Source organism: Streptomyces rhizosphaerihabitans (assembly GCF_025399795.1).
Classification (GTDB): domain Bacteria; phylum Actinomycetota; class Actinomycetes; order Streptomycetales; family Streptomycetaceae; genus Streptomyces; species Streptomyces rhizosphaerihabitans.
This window is the reverse complement of sequence record NZ_JAODTZ010000045.1, coordinates 1-22660: the sequence shown is the minus strand read 5'-3', so window position 1 is coordinate 22660 and position 22660 is coordinate 1. Positions and strand designations below refer to the sequence as shown.

The 22660-nt window shown below is 70.2% G+C and carries 19 protein-coding genes; 14 read left to right on the top strand and 5 right to left on the bottom strand.

Annotated elements, in window-relative coordinates:
- The first annotated feature begins 7 nt into the window (after window positions 1-7).
- The gene (locus tag N4G66_RS33465) at window positions 8-724 is read left to right on the top strand and encodes a glycoside hydrolase family 12 protein (RefSeq protein WP_261708034.1); all 717 of its coding nucleotides are present in this window, start codon (window positions 8-10) and stop codon (window positions 722-724) included.
- A gap of 77 nt (window positions 725-801) precedes the next feature.
- Here N4G66_RS33465 and N4G66_RS33460 read toward each other — a convergent pair whose 3' ends face one another.
- Both N4G66_RS33460 and N4G66_RS33455 read right to left on the bottom strand, forming a co-directional pair.
- A complete protein-coding gene (locus N4G66_RS33460) occupies window positions 802-2844 on the bottom strand; it encodes a glycoside hydrolase family 31 protein (RefSeq protein WP_261708033.1) in 2043 nt (680 codons plus the stop codon).
- A gap of 310 nt (window positions 2845-3154) precedes the next feature.
- Window positions 3155-4168 (bottom strand): LacI family DNA-binding transcriptional regulator, encoded by a 1014-nt coding sequence (locus N4G66_RS33455; protein WP_261708032.1) that lies wholly within the window; start codon window positions 4166-4168, stop codon window positions 3155-3157.
- A 415-nt stretch (window positions 4169-4583) separates the two neighbouring features.
- Between N4G66_RS33455 and N4G66_RS33450 the strand changes: the two genes are divergently transcribed.
- The 9 genes from N4G66_RS33450 (at window position 4584) to N4G66_RS33410 (ending at window position 17825) form a co-directional block, all read left to right on the top strand.
- Window positions 4584-6515 carry an acyl-CoA dehydrogenase family protein gene (locus N4G66_RS33450; RefSeq protein WP_261708031.1) on the top strand — a complete coding sequence of 644 codons (1932 nt, stop codon included), beginning with the start codon at window positions 4584-4586 and terminating at the stop codon, window positions 6513-6515.
- Window positions 6516-6647: 132 nt separating this feature from the next.
- Entirely contained in the window at window positions 6648-7106 is a 459-nt protein-coding gene (locus N4G66_RS33445) for a hypothetical protein (RefSeq protein ID WP_261708030.1), read from the top strand.
- A gap of 53 nt (window positions 7107-7159) precedes the next feature.
- The gene (gene secA, locus N4G66_RS33440; protein WP_261708029.1) at window positions 7160-9934 is read left to right on the top strand and encodes a preprotein translocase subunit SecA; all 2775 of its coding nucleotides are present in this window, start codon (window positions 7160-7162) and stop codon (window positions 9932-9934) included.
- Window positions 9935-10137: 203 nt separating this feature from the next.
- Window positions 10138-11394: a 1-deoxy-D-xylulose-5-phosphate reductoisomerase gene (gene dxr / locus N4G66_RS33435; protein WP_261708028.1), complete on the top strand. Its 1257-nt coding sequence runs from the start codon at window positions 10138-10140 to the stop codon at window positions 11392-11394.
- Entirely contained in the window at window positions 11391-12695 is a 1305-nt protein-coding gene (locus N4G66_RS33430; protein WP_261708027.1) for a M50 family metallopeptidase, read from the top strand. Before dxr ends, N4G66_RS33430 begins: the two co-directional genes overlap by 4 nt.
- Window positions 12696-12865: 170 nt before the next feature.
- Window positions 12866-14023: a flavodoxin-dependent (E)-4-hydroxy-3-methylbut-2-enyl-diphosphate synthase gene (ispG, locus tag N4G66_RS33425; protein WP_261708026.1), complete on the top strand. Its 1158-nt coding sequence runs from the start codon at window positions 12866-12868 to the stop codon at window positions 14021-14023.
- A 559-nt stretch (window positions 14024-14582) separates the two neighbouring features.
- Window positions 14583-15431, top strand: a complete 849-nt coding sequence (locus N4G66_RS33420; protein WP_261708025.1) for a GNAT family N-acetyltransferase — start codon at window positions 14583-14585, stop codon at window positions 15429-15431.
- Window positions 15432-15492: 61 nt separating this feature from the next.
- Window positions 15493-16062 (top strand): GNAT family N-acetyltransferase, encoded by a 570-nt coding sequence (locus tag N4G66_RS33415; RefSeq protein WP_261708024.1) that lies wholly within the window; start codon window positions 15493-15495, stop codon window positions 16060-16062.
- A gap of 71 nt (window positions 16063-16133) precedes the next feature.
- Window positions 16134-17825 (top strand): proline--tRNA ligase, encoded by a 1692-nt coding sequence (locus N4G66_RS33410; protein ID WP_261708023.1) that lies wholly within the window; start codon window positions 16134-16136, stop codon window positions 17823-17825.
- 303 nt (window positions 17826-18128) lie between these two features.
- Here the strand turns inward: N4G66_RS33410 and N4G66_RS33405 are convergent, their stop codons facing one another.
- Genes N4G66_RS33405 through N4G66_RS33395 form a run of 3 tightly spaced genes read right to left on the bottom strand, consistent with a single transcriptional unit; the run spans window position 18129 to window position 20172 of the window.
- Window positions 18129-19061 carry an aminoglycoside phosphotransferase family protein gene (locus N4G66_RS33405; RefSeq protein WP_261708084.1) on the bottom strand — a complete coding sequence of 311 codons (933 nt, stop codon included), beginning with the start codon at window positions 19059-19061 and terminating at the stop codon, window positions 18129-18131.
- A gap of 38 nt (window positions 19062-19099) precedes the next feature.
- Complete coding sequence (locus N4G66_RS33400; protein ID WP_261708022.1) at window positions 19100-19573, bottom strand: ferritin-like domain-containing protein; 474 nt, start codon at window positions 19571-19573, stop codon at window positions 19100-19102.
- The gene (locus tag N4G66_RS33395) at window positions 19570-20172 is read right to left on the bottom strand and encodes a hypothetical protein (protein ID WP_261708021.1); all 603 of its coding nucleotides are present in this window, start codon (window positions 20170-20172) and stop codon (window positions 19570-19572) included. The genes N4G66_RS33400 and N4G66_RS33395 overlap by 4 nt, the downstream gene beginning before the upstream one ends.
- Window positions 20173-20424: 252 nt before the next feature.
- On the opposite strand from N4G66_RS33395, the gene rimP reads away from it, so the two are divergent.
- The 4 genes from rimP to N4G66_RS33375 all read left to right on the top strand — a co-directional run.
- On the top strand, window positions 20425-20922 hold the full coding sequence (rimP, locus tag N4G66_RS33390; protein ID WP_261708020.1) for a ribosome maturation factor RimP: 498 nt from the start codon (window positions 20425-20427) through the stop codon (window positions 20920-20922).
- 2 nt (window positions 20923-20924) lie between these two features.
- Window positions 20925-21947: a transcription termination factor NusA gene (gene nusA, locus N4G66_RS33385; protein ID WP_261708019.1), complete on the top strand. Its 1023-nt coding sequence runs from the start codon at window positions 20925-20927 to the stop codon at window positions 21945-21947.
- 101 nt (window positions 21948-22048) lie between these two features.
- Window positions 22049-22327, top strand: a complete 279-nt coding sequence (locus N4G66_RS33380) for a YlxR family protein (protein ID WP_261708018.1) — start codon at window positions 22049-22051, stop codon at window positions 22325-22327.
- 149 nt (window positions 22328-22476) lie between these two features.
- Window positions 22477-22660 (top strand): translation initiation factor IF-2 N-terminal domain-containing protein (locus N4G66_RS33375; RefSeq protein ID WP_261708017.1); only part of this gene is annotated, 184 nt, incomplete at its 3' end.

Genomic DNA, 22660 nt, shown 5'->3' with positions numbered 1-22660 from the left:
GACTGCCATGGCACTTCGCACACTGAACAGGATCACCAAGGCCCTGCTCGCCCCCGCGCTCGCGCTCGGTGCGACGATCGGCCTCGCCTCGGCCCCCGCCCAGGCCGCCGTCTGGTCCTCCTGCGACCAGTGGGGCAGCACCACCCTCAACGGGTACACGCTCTACAACGACATCTGGGGCTCCGGCGCGGGCAGCCAGTGCATCTGGGCCAACTCCGGCACCAACTGGGGAGTCTGGGCCGACCACCCCAACACCGGCGGCATCAAGTCCTACCCCAACTCCAAGAAGTACGTCGGCAAGACGATCTCGGGGCTGTCCACCCTCACCAGCACCTACAACGTCACCGTCCCCTCCTCCGGCGCGTACAACACCTCGTACGACATCTGGGACACCGGCTACGCCCACGAGACCATGCTCTGGGTCAACTACAACGGCGCCGTCGGCGCGCTCGGCACCTCACAGGGCACGCTCACGCTGAACGGCAACACCTGGACCGTCTACAAGGGCAACAACGGCGCGAACGACGTCTTCTCGTTCCTGCGCACCTCGGACTCCACCTCCGGCACCGTCAACATCCTTCCGATCATGAGGTGGATCGCGAACACCAAGGGCTGGATGTCGAGCTCCGCGACCATCGGTGACGTGCAGTTCGGCTTCGAGATCACCTCGTCCGCTGGTGGTCTCGACTTCACCACCAACAACCTGACGGTCAGCAGCAGTTGATCCGTGCCTGGTTGATCCACGCTTGAAGATGCGGCCGGTCCCTGGCGGGGACCGGCCGCACCCGGTTCGGACAGGTCCTAACCGGCCACGGGCAGCCGGGCTCCGTCCCGCAGGAACAGCGGGATCCGGTCCAGCGGCGCGTCGACCGTGACGGACGCGCCCCCGTCGTACGTCTTCCCGGTCCACGCGTCCGTCCAGCGCGCGCCCGCCGGGAGGTACGCCGTACGGGCCGTCGCGCCCGCGGTGAGGACCGGCGCGACCAGCAGGTCCGGGCCGAGGAGGTAGGCGTCGTCCACCGACCATGCCGCCTGGTCCTCCGGGAACTCCAGCAGCAGCGGGCGCATCACCGGCAGCCCCACCTCGTGGGCTTCCCGCATGACGTCCAGCAGATACGGCTTCAGGCGTTCGCGCAGCCGCAGGTACTTCTCCATGACGGCGCCGGCCTCCTCGCCGTACGACCAGACCTCGTTCGGGCCGCCGGTCATGCCGGGGCCGAGCGGCAGGCCCGGGTCGCGGAAGCCGTGCAGCCGCATCAGCGGGGACAGCGCGCCGAACTGGAACCAGCGGACCATGACCTCGCGGTACGCCGGGTCGTCCGGGTCGCCGCCGTGGAAGCCGCCGATGTCGGTGTTCCACCAGGGGATCCCGGACAGTGCGGTGTTGAGGCCCGCGGCGATCTGGCGGCGCAGGGTCGCGAAGTCGGTACCGATGTCGCCGGACCACAGGGCGGCCCCGTAGCGCTGACTGCCCGCCCAGGCCGAGCGGTTGAGAGAGATGATCTCGGTCTCCCCGGCCGCGAGCAGACCCTCGTAGAACGTGCGGGCGTTCTCGCGCGGGTAGAGGTTGCCCACTTCGAGACCCGGGCCCGCGTGGTAGCGCAGGTTCTCGGAGAAGCCAGGCTTCAGCTCCGGCTCGCAGGCGTCCAGCCAGAAGGCCGAGATGCCGTACGGATCGAGGTAGTTGTCCTTCACCCGCGACCACAGGAAGTCGCGCGCCTCGGGGTTCGTGGCGTCGTAGAACGCCACCTGGACCGTGGAGGCGACCTGCTTGTCCGGCCAGTCGGCGTGTGCCATCGGTCCGTACTCGGTACCGATGAAGTAGCCCCGCTGCTCCATGAGCTGGTGGTTCTCGGAGAGCGGTGAGACGGACGGCCAGACCGACACGACCAGTTTGACGCCGAGTTCGGCGAGTTCGGCCTGCATGGCCGCCGGGTCGGGCCATTCGGCCGGGTCGAACTTCCAGTCGCCGAGGTGGGTCCAGTGGAAGAAGTCGCAGACGATGACCGACAGCGGCAGACCCCGGCGCTTGTACTCCCGTGCCACGTCCAGGAGTTCGTCCTGCGTGCGGTAGCGCAGCTTGCACTGCCAGAATCCGGCCGCCCACTCGGGCAGCATCGGCGTACGGCCGGTCGCCGCGCTGTAGCGGCGCTGGGCGTCGGCCGGAGTGCCCGCGGTGATCCAGTAGTCGATCTGACGGGCCGAGTCGGCGACCCAGCGGGTGCCGTTGCCCGCGAGTTCCACCCGTCCGATGGCCGGACTGTTCCACAGGAGGGTGTAACCGCGGCTGGAGGTGAGCACCGGAATGGTGACCTCGGCGTTCCGCTGGATCAGGTCCAGGACCGCGCCCTTCTGGTCGAACAGCCCGTGCTGGTGCTGCCCGAGGCCGTACAGCTTCTCGTCGTCGTACGCGGCGAAGCGCTGCTCCAGCCGGTGGTGGCCGTTGCCCGTGGGGGTGTACAGCCGCGAGCCGGGCCACCAGAAGTGGGCGCGCTCCTCGGCGAGGAGCTCACTGCCGTCGCCGGTGCGGGTGAAGCGGACCAGCCCCTCGCCGCTCACCTCGACGGTCAGCGCCCCGACCGTCAACCGGCCCTCACCGCCGACGAGTTCGAGCGTGCTCGTGGTGGTGTCCCGCTCGTCGAGCAGGGCTCCCGGCAGGCCGTCGAGCACGGGACCGCCGAGACGCGCGCGGACCCGGACCGCGTCCGGGCCCCACGGCTCGATCCGGACGGTCTCCGTGCGTCCGCTCCACTCCAGCGCGCCGTCCCGCTCACGGAACGTGCCGACGGTCGGGGAGGACTGCGCGAGGCTGACCTGGGGCTGGGTTTCGGCAGACTGATTCACGTGGATTGCTCCTGAAGGAGTGCAGACATGAAGGAGTGCAGACAGGGGGCGCGGGCCGGGGATGCCGACAGCGAGTGCCGGCGGGGCACGGGCAGGGGGCGCGGACAGCGAATGCGGGCGGGTTTGCGGGCCCGGGGTGCAGACAGCGGGGACGGGCGGAGGCGCAGGCAGGGGGTGCGGACAGGGCGGTGAGGTCGGGGCGGTGGAATCAGGCCGGTGCTGAGAGAGCGTGCGGACAGGGGCGTGCCCCGGCAGGGACACGAGGTCCGAGAAGGGGCCCGGAAGCGGGCGTCCTGGTCGAGGGTCCGGGTCAGGGAGCGGCCGGCGCCGGCCCCGTGCTCGCCCGTACCGTCAACTCCGGTGCGATCAGTACGACTTCGTCCTTGTCGCGTCCTTCGAGCTTGGCGATCAGATGCTCGACGGCGTGCCGGCCCATGTCCTGCGCGGGGATGGCGACCGAGGTCAGCCGCACCGAGGCCTGGGTGGCGACCTGGTCCGGACAGATCGCGATCACCGACACGTCCTCGGGAACGGCACGGCCCTCCCGGCGCAGCAGCGCGAGCAGCGGTTCGACCGCCGACTCGTTCTGTACGACGAAGCCCGTGGTGCCCGGCCGTTCGTCGAGGATGCGGGCGAGGGTGAGGGCCATCGCGTCATAGCCGCCCTCGCAGGGCCGGTGCAGTACGCGCAGTCCCAACTCCCGCGAGCGGGAACGGAGTCCGTCGAGCGTGCGCTCGGCGAAGCCGGTGTGCCGCTCGTAGACGGCGGGCGCCTCGCCGATGACAGCGATGTCACGGTGGCCGAGCAGCGCCAGATGCTCGGCGCACAACGCGCCCGTCGCCCCGAAGTCGAGGTCGACGCAGGTCAGGCCGGTGGTGTCGGCGGGCAGGCCGATGAGCACGGACGGCTGGTCGGTCTCGCGCAGCAACGGCAGCCGCTCGTCGTCGAGTTCGACGTCCATCAGGATCATCGCGTCGGCGAGCCCGCTGCCGGTGACCCGGCGCACCGCGTCGGGCCCCTCCTCGCCGGTGAGCAGCAGGACGTCGTAGCCGTGTGTCCGGGCGTTCGTGGCCACCGCGATGGCGATCTCCATCATCACGGGTACGTACATGTCGGTGCGGAGCGGAACCATCAGCGCGATGATGTTGGACCGGCTGCTCGCCAGGGCGCGGGCGCCCGCGTTCGGGTGGTAGCCGAGCTCCTGGATGCTCCGCTCGACCCGCTGGCGGGTGCCCGCGGAGATGGACCGCTTGCCGCTGAGGACATAGCTCACCGTGCTGGCCGAGACTCCGGCGTGCTGGGCGACCTCGGCGAGGGTGACCATCCAGCTCTCCAAGCTTGTGAAGCGCTTCGACAGTGCGCGTGGTACGGATAGGGGCGAGTGAGGGTAGCTCGACAGTAGCCCGGTGGGAGAATCGTGTCCATAGGTTGTCGAAGCGCTTCGACAACGGATTTCCTGAACGCGGTTCATCGCCCTCGTGGTCGTGCGGAGGCCCCTGGCCGGCGTACCCAGACCGTCCCCCGGAACGGACCTCCGGCGCAACACCGCCGACCATGCCTGTCCCGGCGGGTGAGGGGGCGGCCGAGGGGTGGTTCCGGCCGGGGTTCCGAGGGGCGCCCATTGGGCCGAACGCTGCGCGAGGACTGGTGGGGTCACCGGGAATCCGGTAAATACGATCGAGTAGAACCGTTCGGTAACGAACAGCCCCAAGATCCCTATTCGCGGCGAGGTGAGCCTCATGTCCGCAACACCCCACCAGCCCACAGTCACCGAACGTGAGGCCCGACAGGTCGCCGAGGCCGCGCGCGAACAGGGCTGGCAGAAGCCCAGCTTCGCCAAGGAACTCTTCCTCGGCCGCTTCCGGCTCGACCTGATCCACCCGCACCCGCTCCCCGCCGACGAGGATGTCCAGCGCGGCGAGGAGTTCCTGGCCAAACTGCGCGACTTCTGCGAGACGAAGATCGACTCCGCCCGGATCGAGCGCGAGGCGCGGATCCCGGACGAGACCATCACCGGGCTCAAGGAAATCGGCGCCCTCGGCATGAAGATCGACACCAAGTACGGCGGTCTCGGCCTCACCCAGGTGTACTACAACAAGGCCCTCGCCCTGGTCGGCTCCGTGAACCCGGCGCTCGGCGCGCTGCTCTCCGCCCATCAGTCGATCGGCGTACCGCAGCCGCTGAAACTCTTCGGCACCCAGGAGCAGCGGGACACCTTCCTGCCGCGCTGCGCCCGCACCGACATCTCCGCGTTCCTGCTGACCGAGCCGGACGTCGGCTCCGACCCGGCGCGGCTCGCCACGACGGCCGTCCCCGAGGGCGACGACTACGTCCTCGACGGGGTGAAACTGTGGACGACCAACGGCGTCGTCGCGGATCTCCTCGTCGTCATGGCGCGTGTCCCGAAGTCCGAGGGCCACAAGGGCGGCATCACGGCCTTCGTGGTGGAAGCCGCCTCGGAGGGCGTCACGGTCGAGAACCGCAACGCCTTCATGGGCCTGCGCGGTCTGGAGAACGGCGTCACCCGCTTCCACCGGGTGCGGGTGCCGGCCGCGAACCGCATCGGACCGGAGGGGGCGGGCCTGAAGATCGCCCTCACCACCCTCAACACCGGCCGCCTCTCGCTGCCCGCCATGTGCGTGGGCGCGGGAAAGTGGTGCCTGAAGATCGCCCGTGAGTGGTCGGCCGTGCGCGAGCAGTGGGGCAAGCCGGTCGCCTTCCACGAGGCCGTCGGCTCCAAGATCTCCTTCATCGCGGCCACCACCTTCGCCCTCGAAGCGGTTCTCGACCTGTCCTCGCAGATGGCCGACGAGAACCGCAACGACATCCGCATCGAGGCCGCCCTCGCCAAGCTGTACGGCTCCGAGATGGCCTGTCTGATGGCCGACGAGCTGGTCCAGATCCGCGGCGGCCGCGGCTTCGAGACGGCCGCGTCGCTGGCGGCCCGCGGCGAGCGCGCAGTCCCCGCCGAACAGGTCCTGCGCGACCTGCGCATCAACCGCATCTTCGAGGGCTCCACGGAGATCATGCATCTGCTGATCGCCCGGGAGGCCGTCGACGCCCATCTCGCCGTGGCCGGTGACCTCATCGACCCCGACAAGTCCCTCTCGGAGAAGGCGAAGGCGGGCGCGAACGCCGGTGTCTTCTACGCCAAGTGGCTGCCGAAACTGGTCGCGGGAGCAGGTCAACTCCCGCGCTCGTACAACGAGTTCCATCACGACGTCGACCTCTCCACGCATCTGCGTTACGTCGAACGCAGTGCCCGCAAACTCGCCCGGTCCACCTTCTACGCGATGTCGCGCTGGCAGGGCCGCATGGAGACCAAACAGGGCTTCCTGGGCCGGATCGTCGACATCGGCGCCGAGCTCTTCGCGATGAGCGCGGCCTGCGTACGGGCCGAACACCTGCGCAGCACAGGGGAACACGGCCGCGAGGCCTACCAGCTCGCCGACGCCTTCTGCCGCCAGTCCCGCGTCCGTGTCGAGGAACTCTTCGGACGCCTGTGGACCAACACCGACGACATCGACCGCAAGGTCGTCAAGGGCGTCCTGTCGGGCACCTACACCTGGCTGGAGGAAGGCGTCCTCGACCCGTCCGGCGAAGGCCCCTGGATCGCCGACGCCACACCCGGCGCGAGCACGAAGGAAAACGTCCACCGTCCCATTCGCTGACCCTTTCCCCAGGAACAGCCGGCAATACCCGGCAATACCCAGTCGTGTGCAGAGGCCCCGTTCGCCGTTCCGCTGCTTGCCGCACCGAAGCCGTGCGTCAACAATGAAAGGAACGGCGAACAGGGACGGAAAATGCGTCGAGGAGCCGGGGAAGAATACAGTCACGGCATTTCCGTACAGCTGACGCGGGCCCGCTCCGAGGTAAAGCGGCAGCTGAACGAAATGGATCGCGTACGGGTCCTGTGGACCGTGCGCGACGAGGTGCGCCCCCTTGCGCGGAAGCTGCGCGAAACCACGCCGGAGACCTTCGCTGCCCACCGGGACGCCCCGGCGGTCCTCCTCGACGACCGCGCGTCGCCCCTGTTCGACGAGGTGTCGCGGCCACCCGCCGCCGACTCCGACGCACCGGTGGCCCGGAGGACCGACCTCCGGGGCGCCGACGGACTCCTCGACGCCGGCCGGCCGGGCGGGCGGCCCGTGGTCCGGCAGCTCTGCCGCGCCGCGCTCGACGCGGTCGACGACCCCGTGCCGCGTGAAGTGATCAGAGCGAATCAGCAGGGTGTCCATATTCTCCAGCGGGACGATCGCTAGACGGGGATGCTCATGGACGCCGTTTGGCTGCGCCGAATTGCGAGGGAATTCCCATGCCAGGAAAAGGGCTCGACGCCATCACCGGCAAGATCATGCGGGCGGGCGAGGGCCGGATGCTGCACCGCCTCGAACGCCTCGCCGAGCAGGTCGGTTCCCTGGAGGAGGAGTTCAGGGCGCTGACCGACGAGGAACTCCAGGCGCTCACGCCGGAGTTCAAAGAACGGCACGCCGCCGGTGAGAGCCTCGACGACCTGCTGCCGGAGGCCTTCGCCGCGATGCGCGAGGCGTCCCGCCGCGTCCTCGGCATGCGCCACTTCGACGTACAGATCATGGGCGGAGCGGCGCTGCATCTCGGCAACATCGCCGAGATGCAGACCGGCGAGGGAAAGACCCTTGTCGGCACCCTGCCGGTCTACCTGAACGCCCTCTCCGGCAAGGGAGTTCACCTCGTCACGGTCAACGACTACCTGGCCCGGCGGGACGCCGAGTGGATGGGGCGCGCGTACCGCTTCCTCGGCCTGACCGTCGGCGTCGTCAAAACGGAGTCGACTCCCGCCGAACGCCGTGCCCAGTACGCCTGCGACATCACCTACGGCACCAACACCGAGTTCGGCTTCGACTACCTGCGCGACAACATGGCCTGGTCGCTGGACGAACTCGTCCAGCGCGGGCACCACTTCGCGATCGTCGACGAAGCCGACTCGATCCTCATCGACGAGGCGCGCACCCCGCTGATCATCTCCGGCCCGGCCGACCAGCCCACGCACTGGTACGAGGCCTTCGCCGCGTTCGCCCAGCACATGAAGGGCGTACGCGTGCAGGAGGAGCAGTTCACCACGCAGGCCGACAAGGACCGCCTCGCCGAACTGCGGATGCGGCACGACTACGAGTACGACCCGAAGACCCGCACGGTGTCGGTCCTGGACCCCGGCGTCGAGTACCTCCAGGACCAGCTCGGCATCGACAGCCTCTACGAGTCCGACCACACCCCGCTGATCGGTCACCTCAACAACGCCCTCAAGGCCAAGGAGCACTTCAAGAGGGACAAGGACTACGTCGTCGTGGACGGCGAGGTGCTGATCGTCGACGAGCACACCGGCCGCATTCTCGCGGGCCGCCGCTACAACGAGGGACTGCACCAGGCCATCGAGGCCAAGGAAGGCGTCACGATCAAGGACGAGAACCAGACGCTCGCCACGATCACCCTCCAGAACTTCTTCCGCCTCTACGGCAAACTCGCCGGCATGACCGGCACCGCCATGACCGAGGCGGCCGAGTTCCACCAGATCTACCAGCTGCACGTCGTCCCGATCCCCACCAACCGGCCCATGGTCCGGCGCGACGACCCCGACCAGATCTACCGCACCGAGGAGGCGAAGTACGCCGCGATCCTCGCCGACATCGCCGAGAAGCACGAGCTCGGCCAGCCGGTCCTGGTCGGCACCACCTCCGTCGAGAAATCCGAGGTGCTCTCCGCCCTGCTGCGCAGGCAGGGCATCCGGCACGAGGTCCTCAACGCCAAGAACCACCGGCGTGAGGCCCAGATCGTCGCCCAGGCAGGACGCCGGGGCGCCGTCACCGTCGCCACCAACATGGCGGGCCGAGGCACCGACATCATGCTCGGCGGCAACCCCGAGGCCATGGCGCTCGCCGAGGCGGGCGAGGACGCGGACCCGGAGGAGCGGCGCGGGGTGCTCGACCGGATCACCTCCGCGGTCGCGGCCGAGCACGACGAGGTCAAGGAACTCGGCGGGCTCTATGTCCTCGGCACCGAGCGCCACGAGTCACGGCGCATCGACAACCAGCTGCGCGGCCGCTCCGGCCGCCAGGGCGACCCCGGCGCCTCCCGCTTCTACCTCTCGCTGGAGGACGACCTGATGCGGCTGTTCCGGGCCAACGTCGTCGACCGGGTGATGTCCATGGCGAACGTCCCCGACGACGTACCCATCGAGAACAAGATGGTCACCCGCGCCATCGCCTCCGCCCAGGCACAGCTGGAGCAGCAGCACTTCGAGTCCCGCAAGGACGTCCTGAAGTTCGACGAGGTCCTCAACCGGCAGCGCACGCTCATCTACGCCGAACGCCGTCGCGTCCTCGCGGGGGAGGACCTGCGCGAACAGATCGTCCACTTCATGGAGGACACCGTCCGGGCGTACGTCGAGCAGGAGACCGGCGAGGGCTTCGGCGAGGAGTGGGACCTGGAGCGGCTGTGGGGCGCGCTCGGGCAGCTGTACCCCGTGGGGATCACCGTCGAGGAACTGGAGGACCGCTACGGCGGCCGCGACGGCCTCACCACCGAGCGGGTCGTCGAGACGCTGACCGACGACATCCGCACCCGGTACGCGGAGCGCGAGACGGGACTCGGCTCCGAGCCCCTGCGCGACCTGGAGCGCCTCGTCGTCCTGTCCGTCCTCGACCGCAAGTGGCGCGAGCACCTCTACGAGATGGACTACCTCCGCGACGGCATCGGTCTGCGCTGGACCCTCGGCCGCGAGCCGATCATCGAGTACGAGCGCGAGGGCTTCGACATGTACGGAGCCATGACCGACGCCATCAAGGAGGAGTCCGTCGGCTACGTCTTCAACCTCGACGCCACGGCCCCGGCCACCGAGGCCCTCGACCGGCGAGACCGGGGCGACGGCCTCCTCTTCACCGCGCCGACGCTCGACACGGCCGACGGTGTGGTCGAAGGCGCGTTCGCCCGCACCCGGCCCCCCGGGACCGCGCCGCCCCCTCCCGGACCCGCGGACGGGCCCACCGACGGACCGTCCGCGCCCAACCGCCCCAAGCCGCCGAAGTCCGGAGCCAGACGCCGCCGCAAGCGCTGACCTGCGGTTCAGTACGGCGGTGGGGTACGCCGCAAGCCCCGCGGGCCGAGCCCCGCCCACCGCCGCCCGTACGGGATGCCAGCGGGATGTCCCCACCTCGCGAAGGCCCCTCGACGCGGCCGCGCACCGGGAATCGAGGGGGCGGCGGCGGGAAGAGGGGACGCCCTGTCCTTCGGCGGCCGCGATGCGGCCACAATGGGGGGATGAGCGACAGTCCAGCCCCCCTCGCTGATCCGCATCTCGTCTTCGACCCCGTGGCCGGAGTCCGGGATGTCGTGATCCTCGGATCCACCGGCTCGATCGGCACCCAGGCCATCGACCTCGTGCTGCGCAACCCCGACCGGTTCCGGGTCACCGCGCTGTCCGCCGCCGGCGGCAGGGTCTCCCTGCTCGCCGAGCAGGCCCACCGACTGCGGGTACGGACGGTCGCCGTCGCGCGCGAGGACGCCGTCCCGGCGCTCAGGGAGGCCCTCGCGGCCCACTACGCCCCCGGTGAGACCCTTCCCGACGTCCTCGCCGGACCCGAGGCGGCCACCCAGCTCGCCGCCTCCGACTGCCACACCGTCCTCAACGGCATCACCGGCTCCATCGGCCTCGCGCCCACCCTCGCCGCCCTGGAGGCGGGCCGCACCCTCGCGCTCGCCAACAAGGAGTCGCTCATCGTCGGCGGCCCGCTGGTCAAGGCGCTGGCCGAGCCGGGCCAGATCATCCCGGTCGACTCCGAGCACGCCGCCCTCTTCCAGGCGCTGGCCTCCGGCACCCGCGCGGAGGTGCGCAAACTCGTCGTGACCGCCTCCGGCGGCCCGTTCCGCGGCCGTACGAAGGCCGAGCTGGCGGACGTGGCACCGGCCGACGCCCTCGCGCACCCCACCTGGGCCATGGGCCCGGTCATCACGGTCAACTCCGCGACCCTGGTCAACAAGGGACTGGAAGTCATCGAGGCCCACCTCCTCTACGACATTCCCTTCGATCGGATTGAGGTGGTCGTGCACCCGCAGTCGTATGTCCACTCGATGGCGGAATTCACGGACGGCTCGACGATCGCCCAGGCGACACCCCCCGACATGCGGGGGCCCATCGCCATCGGCATCGGCTGGCCCGAACGCGTCCCGGACGCGGCGCCCGCCTTCGACTGGACGAAGGCGTCGAGCTGGGAGTTCTTCCCGCTCGACAACGACGCCTTCCCGGCGGTGGGGCTCGCCCGGCACGTGGGGCAGCTCGCGGGTACGGCCCCGGCGGTGTTCAATGCCGCCAACGAGGAGTGCGTGGACGCGTTCCTGAACGGCACACTGCCGTTCAACGGGATCATGGAGACCGTCACCCGGGTCGTCGAGGAACACGGCACACCGCGTACGGGAACTTCCCTGACCCTCACGGACGTCCTCGAAGCGGAGACCTGGGCGCGCGCCCGGGCCCGTGAACTGACGGCACAGACGACAACCGCGGAGGCTCGTGCATGACGACCCTGATGATGATTCTCGGCATAGTCGTCTTCGTGCTCGGGCTGCTGATCTCGATCGCGTGGCACGAGCTGGGACATCTGTCGACGGCCAAGCTCTTCGGCATCCGGGTGCCGCAGTACATGGTCGGCTTCGGCCCGACCATCTGGTCGCGCAGGAAGGGCGACACCGAGTACGGCATCAAGGCCGTACCGCTCGGCGGCTACATCCGCATGATCGGGATGTTCCCGCCCGGCCCGGACGGCCGGATCGAGGCCCGCTCGACGTCCCCCTTCCGGGGCATGGTCGAGGACGCCCGCTCGGCCGCGTTCGAGGAGCTGAAGCCCGGCGACGAGACCCGCCTCTTCTACACGCGCAAGCCGTGGAAGCGCGTGATCGTGATGTTCGCCGGACCCTTCATGAACCTGATCCTGGCCGTCGCGATCTTCCTCGGCGTGATGATGACGTTCGGCGTCCAGACCCAGACCACCACGGTCAGCGCGGTCTCCCCCTGCGTGATCCAGGCCAGCGAGAACCGCGACAAGTGCACGAAGAAGGACCCCGTCGCGCCCGCCACGGAGGCGGGACTCAAGCCCGGTGACAAGATCGTCGCCTTCAACGGCACGCCCGTCTCGGACTGGTCCGCGCTTCAGTCCGACATCCGCGCCAACCCCGGCAAGAAGGTGACGATCACCGTAGACCGCAAGGGCGAGCAGCTCGGCCTCACCGCCCACCTGGTCAAGAACACGGTGAACAAGAACGACGGCAGCGGCGGCTATGTGGAGGGCAAGTACGTGGAGGCCGGCTGGTTCGGCTTCACGCCCGCCACCGGCATCGTCGAGCAGTCCTTCGGCCAGTCCGTGAACCGCATGGGCGACATGATGCAGAACGGCGTCGAGTCCCTGGTCTCGCTGCCCGGCAAGGTCCCCGACCTGTGGGACGCGGCCTTCGGCGACGGCCCGCGCAAGGCCGACTCCCCGATGGGCGTCGTCGGCGCGGCACGCATCGGCGGCGATGTCTTCACCCTGGACATCCCCGCGTCGCAGCAGGTCGCGATGATGCTCCTGCTGGTCGCCGGGTTCAACCTCTCCCTGTTCCTGTTCAACATGCTCCCGCTGCTCCCGCTCGACGGCGGGCACATCGCGGGCGCGCTGTGGGAGTCCCTGCGGCGGAACCTCGCCCGCGTCCTGCGCCGCCCGGACCCGGGCCCGTTCGACGTGGCGAAGCTGATGCCGGTGGCTTATGTGGTGGCCGGAATCTTCGTCTGCTTCACGGTCCTCGTCCTGATCGCGGACGTTGTCAATCCCGTGAAAATCTCTTAGTCATACAGCATTAGCGACGGCCGGGCACCCTGGGTGCCCGGCCGTCTTCCATTGAGTGGGTTTGAACGCCGGGGGCGTGATGTGCCCGGTGGTGCGCCCGTACCGTAATCTCGAAGCCCGGAGCCCATGATTCCCGGGACCTTGATCCATAACTTGGGGTTGCACAGCAGATGACTGCGATTTCTCTCGGCATGCCGTCCGTTCCGACCAAGCTGGCCGAGCGCCGGAAGACCCGGCAGATCCAGGTCGGGACTGTTGCCGTGGGCGGAGACGCACCCGTCTCGGTGCAGTCGATGACGACCACGCGGACGTCGGACGTCGGCGCCACGCTCCAGCAGATCGCCGAGCTGACCGCGTCCGGGTGCCAGATCGTGCGCGTCGCCTGTCCCACCCAGGACGACGCCGACGCGCTCGCCACGATCGCCAAGAAGTCCCAGATCCCGGTCATCGCGGACATCCACTTCCAGCCGAAGTACGTGTTCGCCGCGATCAACGCCGGCTGCGCCGCCGTTCGCGTCAACCCCGGCAACATCAAGCAGTTCGACGACCAGGTCAAGGAGATCGCGCGGGCCGCCAACGACACCGGCACCCCGATCCGGATCGGCGTCAACGCGGGCTCGCTCGACAGGCGGCTGCTCCAGAAGTACGGCAAGGCGACGCCCGAGGCGCTGGTCGAGTCCGCGCTCTGGGAGGCCTCCCTCTTCGAGGAGCACGACTTCCGGGACATCAAGATCTCGGTCAAGCACAACGACCCGGTCGTCATGGTCAACGCCTACCGCCAGCTGTCCGCCGCCTGCGACTACCCGCTGCACCTCGGCGTGACCGAGGCCGGTCCCGCCTTCCAGGGCACCATCAAGTCGGCCGTCGCCTTCGGTGCGCTGCTCTCCGAGGGCATCGGCGACACCATCCGCGTCTCCCTGTCGGCCCCGCCGGTGGAGGAGGTCAAGGTCGGCCTGCAGATCCTGGAGTCGCTGAACCTCAAGCAGCGCGGCCTGGAGATCGTCTCCTGCCCGTCCTGCGGCCGCGCCCAGGTCGACGTCTACAAGCTGGCCGAGGAAGTCACCGCGGGCCTCACCGGCATGGAGGTCCCGCTGCGCGTCGCCGTCATGGGCTGCGTCGTCAACGGCCCGGGCGAGGCCCGCGAGGCCGACCTCGGCGTCGCCTCCGGCAACGGCAAGGGCCAGATCTTCGTCAAGGGCGAGGTCATCAAGACCGTCCCCGAGTCGAAGATCGTGGAGACCCTGATCGAGGAGGCGATGAAGCTCGCCGAGCAGATGGAGGCCGAGGGCATCGCCTCCGGCGAGCCGTCGGTGTCCGTCGCGGGCTGACGCCCGACCGGACTCCTCCCCACGCGCCCGCCCCGGACGCACCCACCGCTCCCGGCGACCCCCGGACGAGCTGCGGGTCCTGGTGAATCCGTGCCCGCCCGCGGTTCCCGCCGAACCGTGGACGGGCTGAGGTTCGTGGCGAAATCGGGTGCGCCCGAGCTTCCCGGTGACCTGGGTCCGGCCGCGGTTCCCGCCGAACTCCGGTCGGGCTCGGACTCCCGGCGAACCCGTGCCGGCCCAGGTTGGCCAGGTCCCGGCAGATCCGGGTCCGCCCCAGGTCCCGGCGAACTCCGGTCGGGCTCGGGCTCCCGGCGAACCCGTGCCCGCCCGGCCCAGGTTCCCGGCGGATCCAGGTCCGGCCGAGGTTCCCGTGCACCCTGGACAGGCCCAGGCCCCGGGACCGCGGGGGCATGCGTGAGCAGCCCCCCGCCAGCGGCCGGTCCGCCCGGCCAGGGGCGCACCGGCCCCCGCCGGTCAGCCCGTGCAAGAGGGCGGGCGAGGCACAACCTCGACAGGTACAGTGCGGAGATCAGCAGACCCCAGGGTGAGGCCCCCGTACGTGTTGACCCAGACCACCACCAGGGTCCTCGAACCGAGTGACCTGGACGCCGCGCTCGCCGTCCTCGGCCGCGAGCCGGTGGCGAACGCTTTCGTCGCCTCCCGTGTACAGGTCGCCGGGCTCGACCCATGGCGGCTCGGCGGCGAGATGTGGGGCTGGTACGAGGACGGCATGCTCCAGTCCCTCTGCTACGCGGGCGCCAACCTCGTCCCGATCTGCGCCACCCAGCGAGCCGTGCGCGGCTTCGCCGACCGGGCCCGCAGGGGCGGCCGCCGCTGCTCCTCGATCGTCGGCCCCGCCGGACCCACCGCCCAGCTGTGGCGACTGCTGGAACCGAGCTGGGGCCCCGCCCGCGAGGTCCGCGCCCACCAGCCGCTGATGGTGACCGACCGGCTGCCCGCCGACATCGCCCCGGATCCGTACGTCCGCCGCATCCGCAAGGACGAGATGGAGACGATCATGCCGGCCTGCGTCGCCATGTTCACCGAGGAGGTCGGTATCTCGCCGATGGCCGGCGACGGCGGCCTGCTCTACCAGGCCCGGGTTGCCGAACTCGTCGGCTCCGGCCGGTCCTTCGCCCGCCTCGACCAGGACGGCAAGGTCGTCTTCAAGGCCGAGATCGGGGCCGCGACCGGCCAGGCCTGCCAGATCCAGGGCGTGTGGGTGGCCCCCGAGTACCGCGGCCAGGGAGTGGCGGCCCCCGGCATGGCGGCCGTGCTGCGCTACGCCCTCGCGGATGTCGCCCCGGTCGTCAGCCTCTACGTCAACGACTTCAACACGGCGGCGCGGGCGGCGTACCGCCGCGTCGGGTTCCAAGAGGTCGGCGCGTTCATGAGTGTCCTGTTCTGACACCCGGCGCGGGCCCAGCGGGACCTCACACGTCCCGCTGTCCGCCAGGTAGTCTCCCGGCATGCTGCGCTTCCCCGGTCAGGGCCCCCGCGACTCCCACGACGTGGTCATCGGCCCGCTGGATCTCACCGCGCGCGTCGACGAGGCGCTCGCCGTGCAGGCGCTCGCCTTCGGGCTCGGCGCCGACGAGATCGCCGTACGACGTCAGATCGTGCTGCGCCACCTCACCTATCCGGGAGCCCACGCGCTCGGTGCGACCACACTCGACGGACGGCTCGTCGGCTTCGTCTACGGCATGCCCAACGACCGCGCGCACTGGTGGTCCACCGTCGTCGAACCGTATCTGCGCGGCCGGGGCCAGGACGGCTGGCTCGACGACTCGTTCGTGATCACCGAACTGCACGTCCACCCCCGCTTCCAGAACCGGGGTATCGGCCGCGCCCTGATCACCACCATCACCGACACCGCGGCCGAACCCCGCTCGATCCTCTCCGCGATCGACTTCGACAGCCCGGCCCGCGGCCTGTACCGCTCCCTCGGCTACGAGGACCTGGCGCGGCAGGTCATGTTCCCCAGCGCACCCAAGCCGTACGCCGTGATGGGCGCCCCGCTTCCACTGCGACACCGCTAATGGATTTCCGGGGACGGCCGCTGCCCGGCTAACCTCCAGACATCACCCTTACGCAGCAGGAGTCGAGAATCATGGCCCAGGTCCAGCGCATGTCCCGTTTGATGGTCAAGACATTGCGTGACGACCCGGCGGATGCCGAGACGCTCAGCCACAAGCTGCTCGTCCGCGCCGGCTACGTACGGCGCAACGCCGCGGGCATCTGGACCTGGCTGCCGCTCGGCAAGAAGGTCCTCGACAACGTCTCCCGGGTGGTCCGCGAGGAGATGGACGCGATCGGCGCCCAGGAGGTCCTCCTGCCGGCCCTGCTGCCCAAGGAGCCCTACGAGGCCTCCGCCCGCTGGGAGGAGTACGGCGACCTCCTCTTCCGCCTCAAGGACCGCAAGGGCGCCGAGTACCTGCTCGGCCCGACGCACGAGGAGATCTTCACCCTGGTGGTGAAGGACCAGGTGGCCTCGTACAAGGACCTGCCGGTCATGCTCTACCAGATCCAGACGAAGTACCGCGACGAGGCCCGCCCGCGTTCCGGTGTGCTGCGCGGCCGCGAGTTCCAGATGAAGGACTCGTACTCCTTCGACATCACGGACGAGGGCCTCGCCGAGTCCTACGGGCTGCACCGCGCGGCCTACCAGAAGATCTTCGCGCGCCTCGGTCTCGACTACCGCATCGTGTCCGCCGTCTCCGGCGCCATGGGCGGCTCGGCCTCCGAGGAGTTCCTCGCGCCCGCCGCCGCAGGTGAGGACACCTTCGTGGACTGCCCGGCCTGCGACTACGCCGCCAACACGGAGGCCGTGACCTTCAAGCTCACGCCCGTCTCCGAGGAGCACGGTGCGGTCGAGGAGCTGGACACCCCCGACACCCCGACCATCGAGACGCTCGCCGAGCACCTGGGCGTGCCCGCCTCCGCGACCCTGAAGAACCTGCTGGTCAAGGTCGACGGCGAGATCGTGGCCGTGGGCGTCCCCGGCGACCGCGAGGTCGACCTCGGCAAGCTGGGCGAGCACCTCGCCCCGGCGGTCGTCGAGCTCGTCACGGCCGAGGACTTCGAGGGCCGCGGCGACCTCGTACGCGGCTATGTGGGCCCGCAGGGTCTGGAGAAGGTCCGTTACATCGCCGACCCGCGCGTCGCGCCCGGCACGGCCTGGATCACCGGCGCCAACAAGATCAACACGCACGCGAAGAACGTCGTCGCCGGCCGTGACTTCGAGGTCGACGACTACCTCGACGTCGTCGTGGTGCAGGCGGGTGACCCCTGCCCGGCGTGCGGCACCGGCCTCAAGATGGACCGCGCCATCGAGATCGGTCACATCTTCCAGCTCGGCCGCAAGTACGCCGACACGTTCGGTCTCGACGTTCTCGGGCAGCAGGGCAAGCCGGTCCGCGTGACCATGGGCTCGTACGGCATCGGTGTCTCCCGCGCGGTCGCCGCGCTGGCCGAGCAGTCGGCCGACGAGCAGGGCCTGTGCTGGTCCAAGGAGGTCGCTCCCGCCGACGTGCACGTGGTCGCCGCGGGCAAGGCCCTCCAGACCGAGCTGGCGCTCGACGTGTCCGAGAAGCTCGGCGCCGCGGGCGTCCGCGTCCTGGTCGACGACCGCGCCGGCGTCTCCCCGGGCGTGAAGTTCACCGACGCGGAGCTCATCGGCGTACCGACGATCCTCGTCGCCGGCCGCCGCTCGGCCGAGGGCGTCGTGGAGCTGAAGGACCGCCGCACCGGCGAGCGCGAGGAACTGACCGTCGAAGAGGCGATCGCCCGCCTGACGGCGTAGCCGTTCCCCGGCGGCGCTCCCGCAGCCCCTCTTCGGAGGGTGCGGGAGCGCCGCCGACCCGTTTCTCCCGGGCCGCTCGCCGCCCGCACGGAAGTGACGGACTGTCATGTGTCGTGCTTCGTAAGGGCCTTGTGCCATGCGCCGCACGAAGGGGTGAAGCCCGGACGGGACCCGAGCGGGCGCCGACGGTGGTGCGCCGGGGATTCGAAACCCGCACGTCGCCGGACCGGCCGGCGAACTCCCGCCGGTCTTCGGTCGTCGTCCCACGGCCTCGAACTCGCCGCAGCCAAACGGGAGTCGGGGTCAGAGCCAGCCGGCGAACTCCAGCAGGAGTTCGGCGTCGCGCAGGCGGCCGACCCGGCCCGCCCGGACGCCCGACTCGACGGCGCGGAACAGGGTCCAGCCGCGCAGTCGCTCCTGGTCCACGTCCAGCGACTCGGCGAGGCGCTTGACCCTGCGCCGGGTGATCGACGGCCCCGAAGGCGACGCGATGAGGTCCTCGACCCGGTCGCGGACCAGCCGGGCCAGGTCGAACGCGCACTCGCCGACCACCGGGTCCGGTCCCACGGCCAGCCAGGGCGCGCGCTCCCCGGCGAGCACCTTGCTCTGCCGGAAGGTGCCGTGCAGCAGGCGCGCCTCGGGAGGCCCGGCCAGCAGTTCGTCGCGGGCCGCGAGCGCCGCGTCGACCAAGGCCGGCACCTCGGCACCGGCACCGTCCTCGGCCGTCGCCGCGGCCCGCATGGCCTCGGCCTGCCGCCCGGTCCGCTCCGCGACGGTCTCGAAGACATGGCCGGCGGGCGGCTCGACCCACAGCCGCCGCAGCGTCCCCGCCGCCTCCAGCAGGGCTTTCGCCTCGGGCAGCGAGCGCACGGACATGTCCGGGTGCAGCCGCTCCAGCAGCAGGACGCCGTGGGCGTCGCGGGTGTCGTCCGGGTCGAGGAGACGGACCGCGCCGCGGCCGTCCCAGTGGGCGAGCGCGGCCCGCTCGCTCTCCGGGCGCGCCCGCTCGGGCGCCAGCTTCAGCACGGCGGGCGTGCCGTCGGCCCGCCGCACCAGGACGACGAGACTGCTGCGCCCACCCGGTGCCTGCACCCGCTCCACGGTCAACTCGCGTAGATCGGAGGCCTGTTGGGCCGTTTCGGGCAGCCGTTCCAGCCACTCGTCGGCCCCCTCCGACCCGCTCCGGCGGGTCTCGCCGAGCGCCCGAAGAAGGCGCTGCGGCGGTTCGAAGGCCATGCGCGAGTCCATGCGCGAGAGGTTCCTTCCAGGTCGCGTTACGTCGGCGAGGGCGCCGTGGCGGACGGGGCGCCCGCCCGCTCGGCGAGCCCAGGGAAGGCTACGCTCTCGCCGCTCCACCGCACCGCACGGACCGCGGCCTCCCGCAGCGCCCCGGCCGCCATGCGCCGCCGGTCACCCGTGGCGGCGCGCACGAGGTCGGAGTACACGTCGGCCACCCGCTCCTCCAGCTCGGTCGCGAACCGTATGGCGGTGGCGGTGTCCGTCACCGGGAACGGCAGCATGTACGCGGCCGACGCGGCCTCGGGCATGGCGCCCATGTCCTTCACCGCCCGCGCCAGTTCGTCCCGGCGTGCCCGATGGGCGTCGTACGCCGACCGGGCGTCCGCCTGCCGGGCCGTGCCGATCCGGCCGCCGACGACGCCGTAGCCGTAGACGGCCGCGTGCTCGGCTCCCAGCGCGGCCTGCAGGGCCTTGAGCTCGACTTCCTCGGTCTTGTTCCGCTTGCTCACTTCGCCGCCTTCGTCAGCAGAAACGCGTGGGCCGCACCGGCCGCCGCCACCGAGGCGAGCAGTCGGGCGAGCTCGCCGGGAACCTCCACAAGTGCCTGCGTCCGTTCGTCCGCGAGCGCCAGTTCGGCGGCGGCGAGGTCGGCGAGCGCGTCCTTGGGCCGGGCCGCCGCACCGGGGGAGACACCGGCCGAAGCCGAAGCCGAAGCCGCGCTCGACCCCGAACTCGAAGTCGACGGGGACCCCGACGAGGACTCGGACGGGGACGCCGCCGAGGAGGGCGAGGACGGAGACGCGGACGCCCCAGCGCTGCCGCCGCCGAACGCCTGCACGTGCCGGACGACCTCGGCCCGCAGCGGGCCGAGCCGCCCCGCCAGGTCCGGATGGGCGGCGATCACCGCGGTGTACCGGTCGGCCAGCGTCGCGCTGTCGCGGGCCCCGCGCGCGCGGGCCCGGTCCGCGGCCGAGGGGCTGCCGCCCGTCGTGTCGCTGGACGGCTCGGGAGCGGAACAGCCCGCGAGCGCGAAGGCGCCCGCGGCGGCCGCGAGCAGGGTCCTTCGGCGCGGACCCGACGGGGTGCGCGACGGCAGGGGGAACGACACGGCAGACGTCCTCGGAGGGCTCGTACGAATGTATGGGCGAGCTGCCCGTGATCACGGTACCCGCGCATCGGCCGATCACCGCCCAGCGGCTCTCCTCCATCTGCCTCCGGCGCGATTTCGCGGACACCCTCCGGTACCCGTCGGCGCGAGCACACCGATCCCGGTGGACGGCAACACCCTCCGCGACCGGATACCCTTTGAGCTGACACGCGACCAACCCACAACAGCACACGCGGCCGAGGAGTCACCCGGATGAGCACGACCCAGAGCGAGAGGTTGCGAGAACTCCTGGATCCGCTCGTGAGCTCCCAGGGCCTCGATCTGGAAGAGATCGAAGTGGAGACCGTAGGCCGCAAGCGTGTTCTGCGCGTCGTCGTGGATTCGGACGAAGGTGCCGACCTGGACGCGATCGCCGATGTGAGCCGCGCGCTCTCGGCGAAGCTCGACGAGACGGACGCGATGGGTGCGGGTGAATACACCCTCGAAGTCGGAACCCCCGGTGCCGAGCGCGAGCTCAAGGAGCACCGTCACTACGTACGCGCCACCGACCGCCTGGTGAAGTTCCAGCTGGCGGACAACGAAGAACTGCTCGCCAGGATCCTGCGGGTCGAGGACGACGGTCTGGATGTCGAAGTGCCGGGCGTGAAGGGGCGCAAGCCCACCGCCAAGCGGCTCGCCTTCGCGGACATCGTCAAGGCCCGCGTCCAGGTCGAGTTCAGCCGCAAGGACAAGAAGGAAGAGGAGGCGTAGCCGTGGATATCGACATGAGTGCCCTGCGGGGTTTGGTACGGGAGAAGGAGATCTCCTTCGACCTGCTGGTCGAGGCGATCGAGTCGGCCCTCCTCATCGCCTACCACCGCACCGAGGGAAGCCGTCGGCGCGCGCGCGTGAAACTCGACCGGGAGACCGGTCATGTGACCGTGTGGGCGAAGGAGGACCCCGAGGACCTGGAGGAGGGGCAGGAGGCGCGCGAGTTCGACGACACCCCGTCGGGGTTCGGCCGGATCGCCGCGACCACCGCCAAGCAGGTCATCCTGCAGCGCCTGCGGGACGCGCAGGACGACGCGACACTCGGCGAGTACGCGGGCCGTGAGGGCGACATCGTCACCGGTGTGGTCCAGCAGGGCCGTGACCCGAAGAACGTGCTCGTCGACATCGGCAAGCTGGAGGCCATCCTGCCGGTGCAGGAGCAGGTCCCCGGCGAGAACTACGAGCACGGCCTGCGCCTGCGCTCGTACGTCGTACGGGTGGCCAAGGGTGTCCGCGGTCCCTCCGTGACCCTGTCCCGTACGCACCCGAACCTCGTGAAGAAGCTCTTCGCGCTGGAGGTGCCTGAGATCGCCGACGGTTCCGTCGAGATCGCCGCCATCGCCCGCGAGGCCGGCCACCGCACGAAGATCGCCGTACGGTCCAACCGCAGCGGTCTGAACGCCAAGGGCGCCTGCATCGGCCCGATGGGCGGCCGGGTGCGCAACGTGATGGCCGAGCTCAACGGCGAGAAGATCGACATCGTGGACTGGTCGGACGACCCGGCCGACATGGTGGCGAACGCGCTCTCCCCGGCCCGTGTCTCCAAGGTCGAGGTCGTCGACCTCGCGGCCCGCTCCGCGCGCGTGACGGTTCCCGACTACCAGCTGTCGCTGGCGATCGGCAAGGAGGGCCAGAACGCCCGCCTCGCCGCCCGCCTCACGGGCTGGCGGATCGACATCCGTCCGGACACCGAGCAGCCCGGCGAGCAGCGCGGCGAGCAGCGCGGCGAGCAGCGCGGGGAATAGACCGGGAATAGATCCGGCCCGCGGATCGCTTACATCACGACAACAACCGTTCGATTTTTGCCCCAAAGGGGTGAGGTCGGTACGGGGAGGTAGACTTAAGAGTGTCTGGCCGGACGCGAGCCCGCGCATGCCCTGAACGCACCTGTGTGGGGTGCCGGGAGCGAGCGGCCAAGAGAGACTTGCTGCGCATCGTGGCGGTCGAGGGCGAATGTGCCCCCGATCATCGCGGTACGCTGCCCGGCCGGGGTGCGTACGTGCATCCCGTTCTGGTCTGTCTCGATCTGGCGGTCCGCCGCCGGGCGATCCCACGGGCGCTGCGCGCCCTGGGACCGCTCGACACCGAGGCGTTGCGCCTCTACGTCGAGCAGGCAAACCCGTAAGAAAGCGTCGTGCGGAACCCCCGTGCGGCCCTGGTATTCCGCGAGTTGGAAGTAGGTCGAGATTGCGATGAGCACTCGATGAGCACGCGATGAGTACGCCCATGAAGTAGCGACGGTCCGGACGCAGACCCGGACCTAAAAGGAGCGAAGTGGCTAAGGTCCGGGTATACGAACTCGCCAAGGAGTTCGGCGTAGAGAGCAAGGTCGTCATGGCCAAGCTCCAAGAACTCGGTGAATTCGTCCGTTCGGCGTCCTCGACGATCGAGGCCCCCGTCGTACGCAAACTGACAGATGCCCTCCAGCAGGGCAACGGTGGCGGCAAGCCCGCCCCGC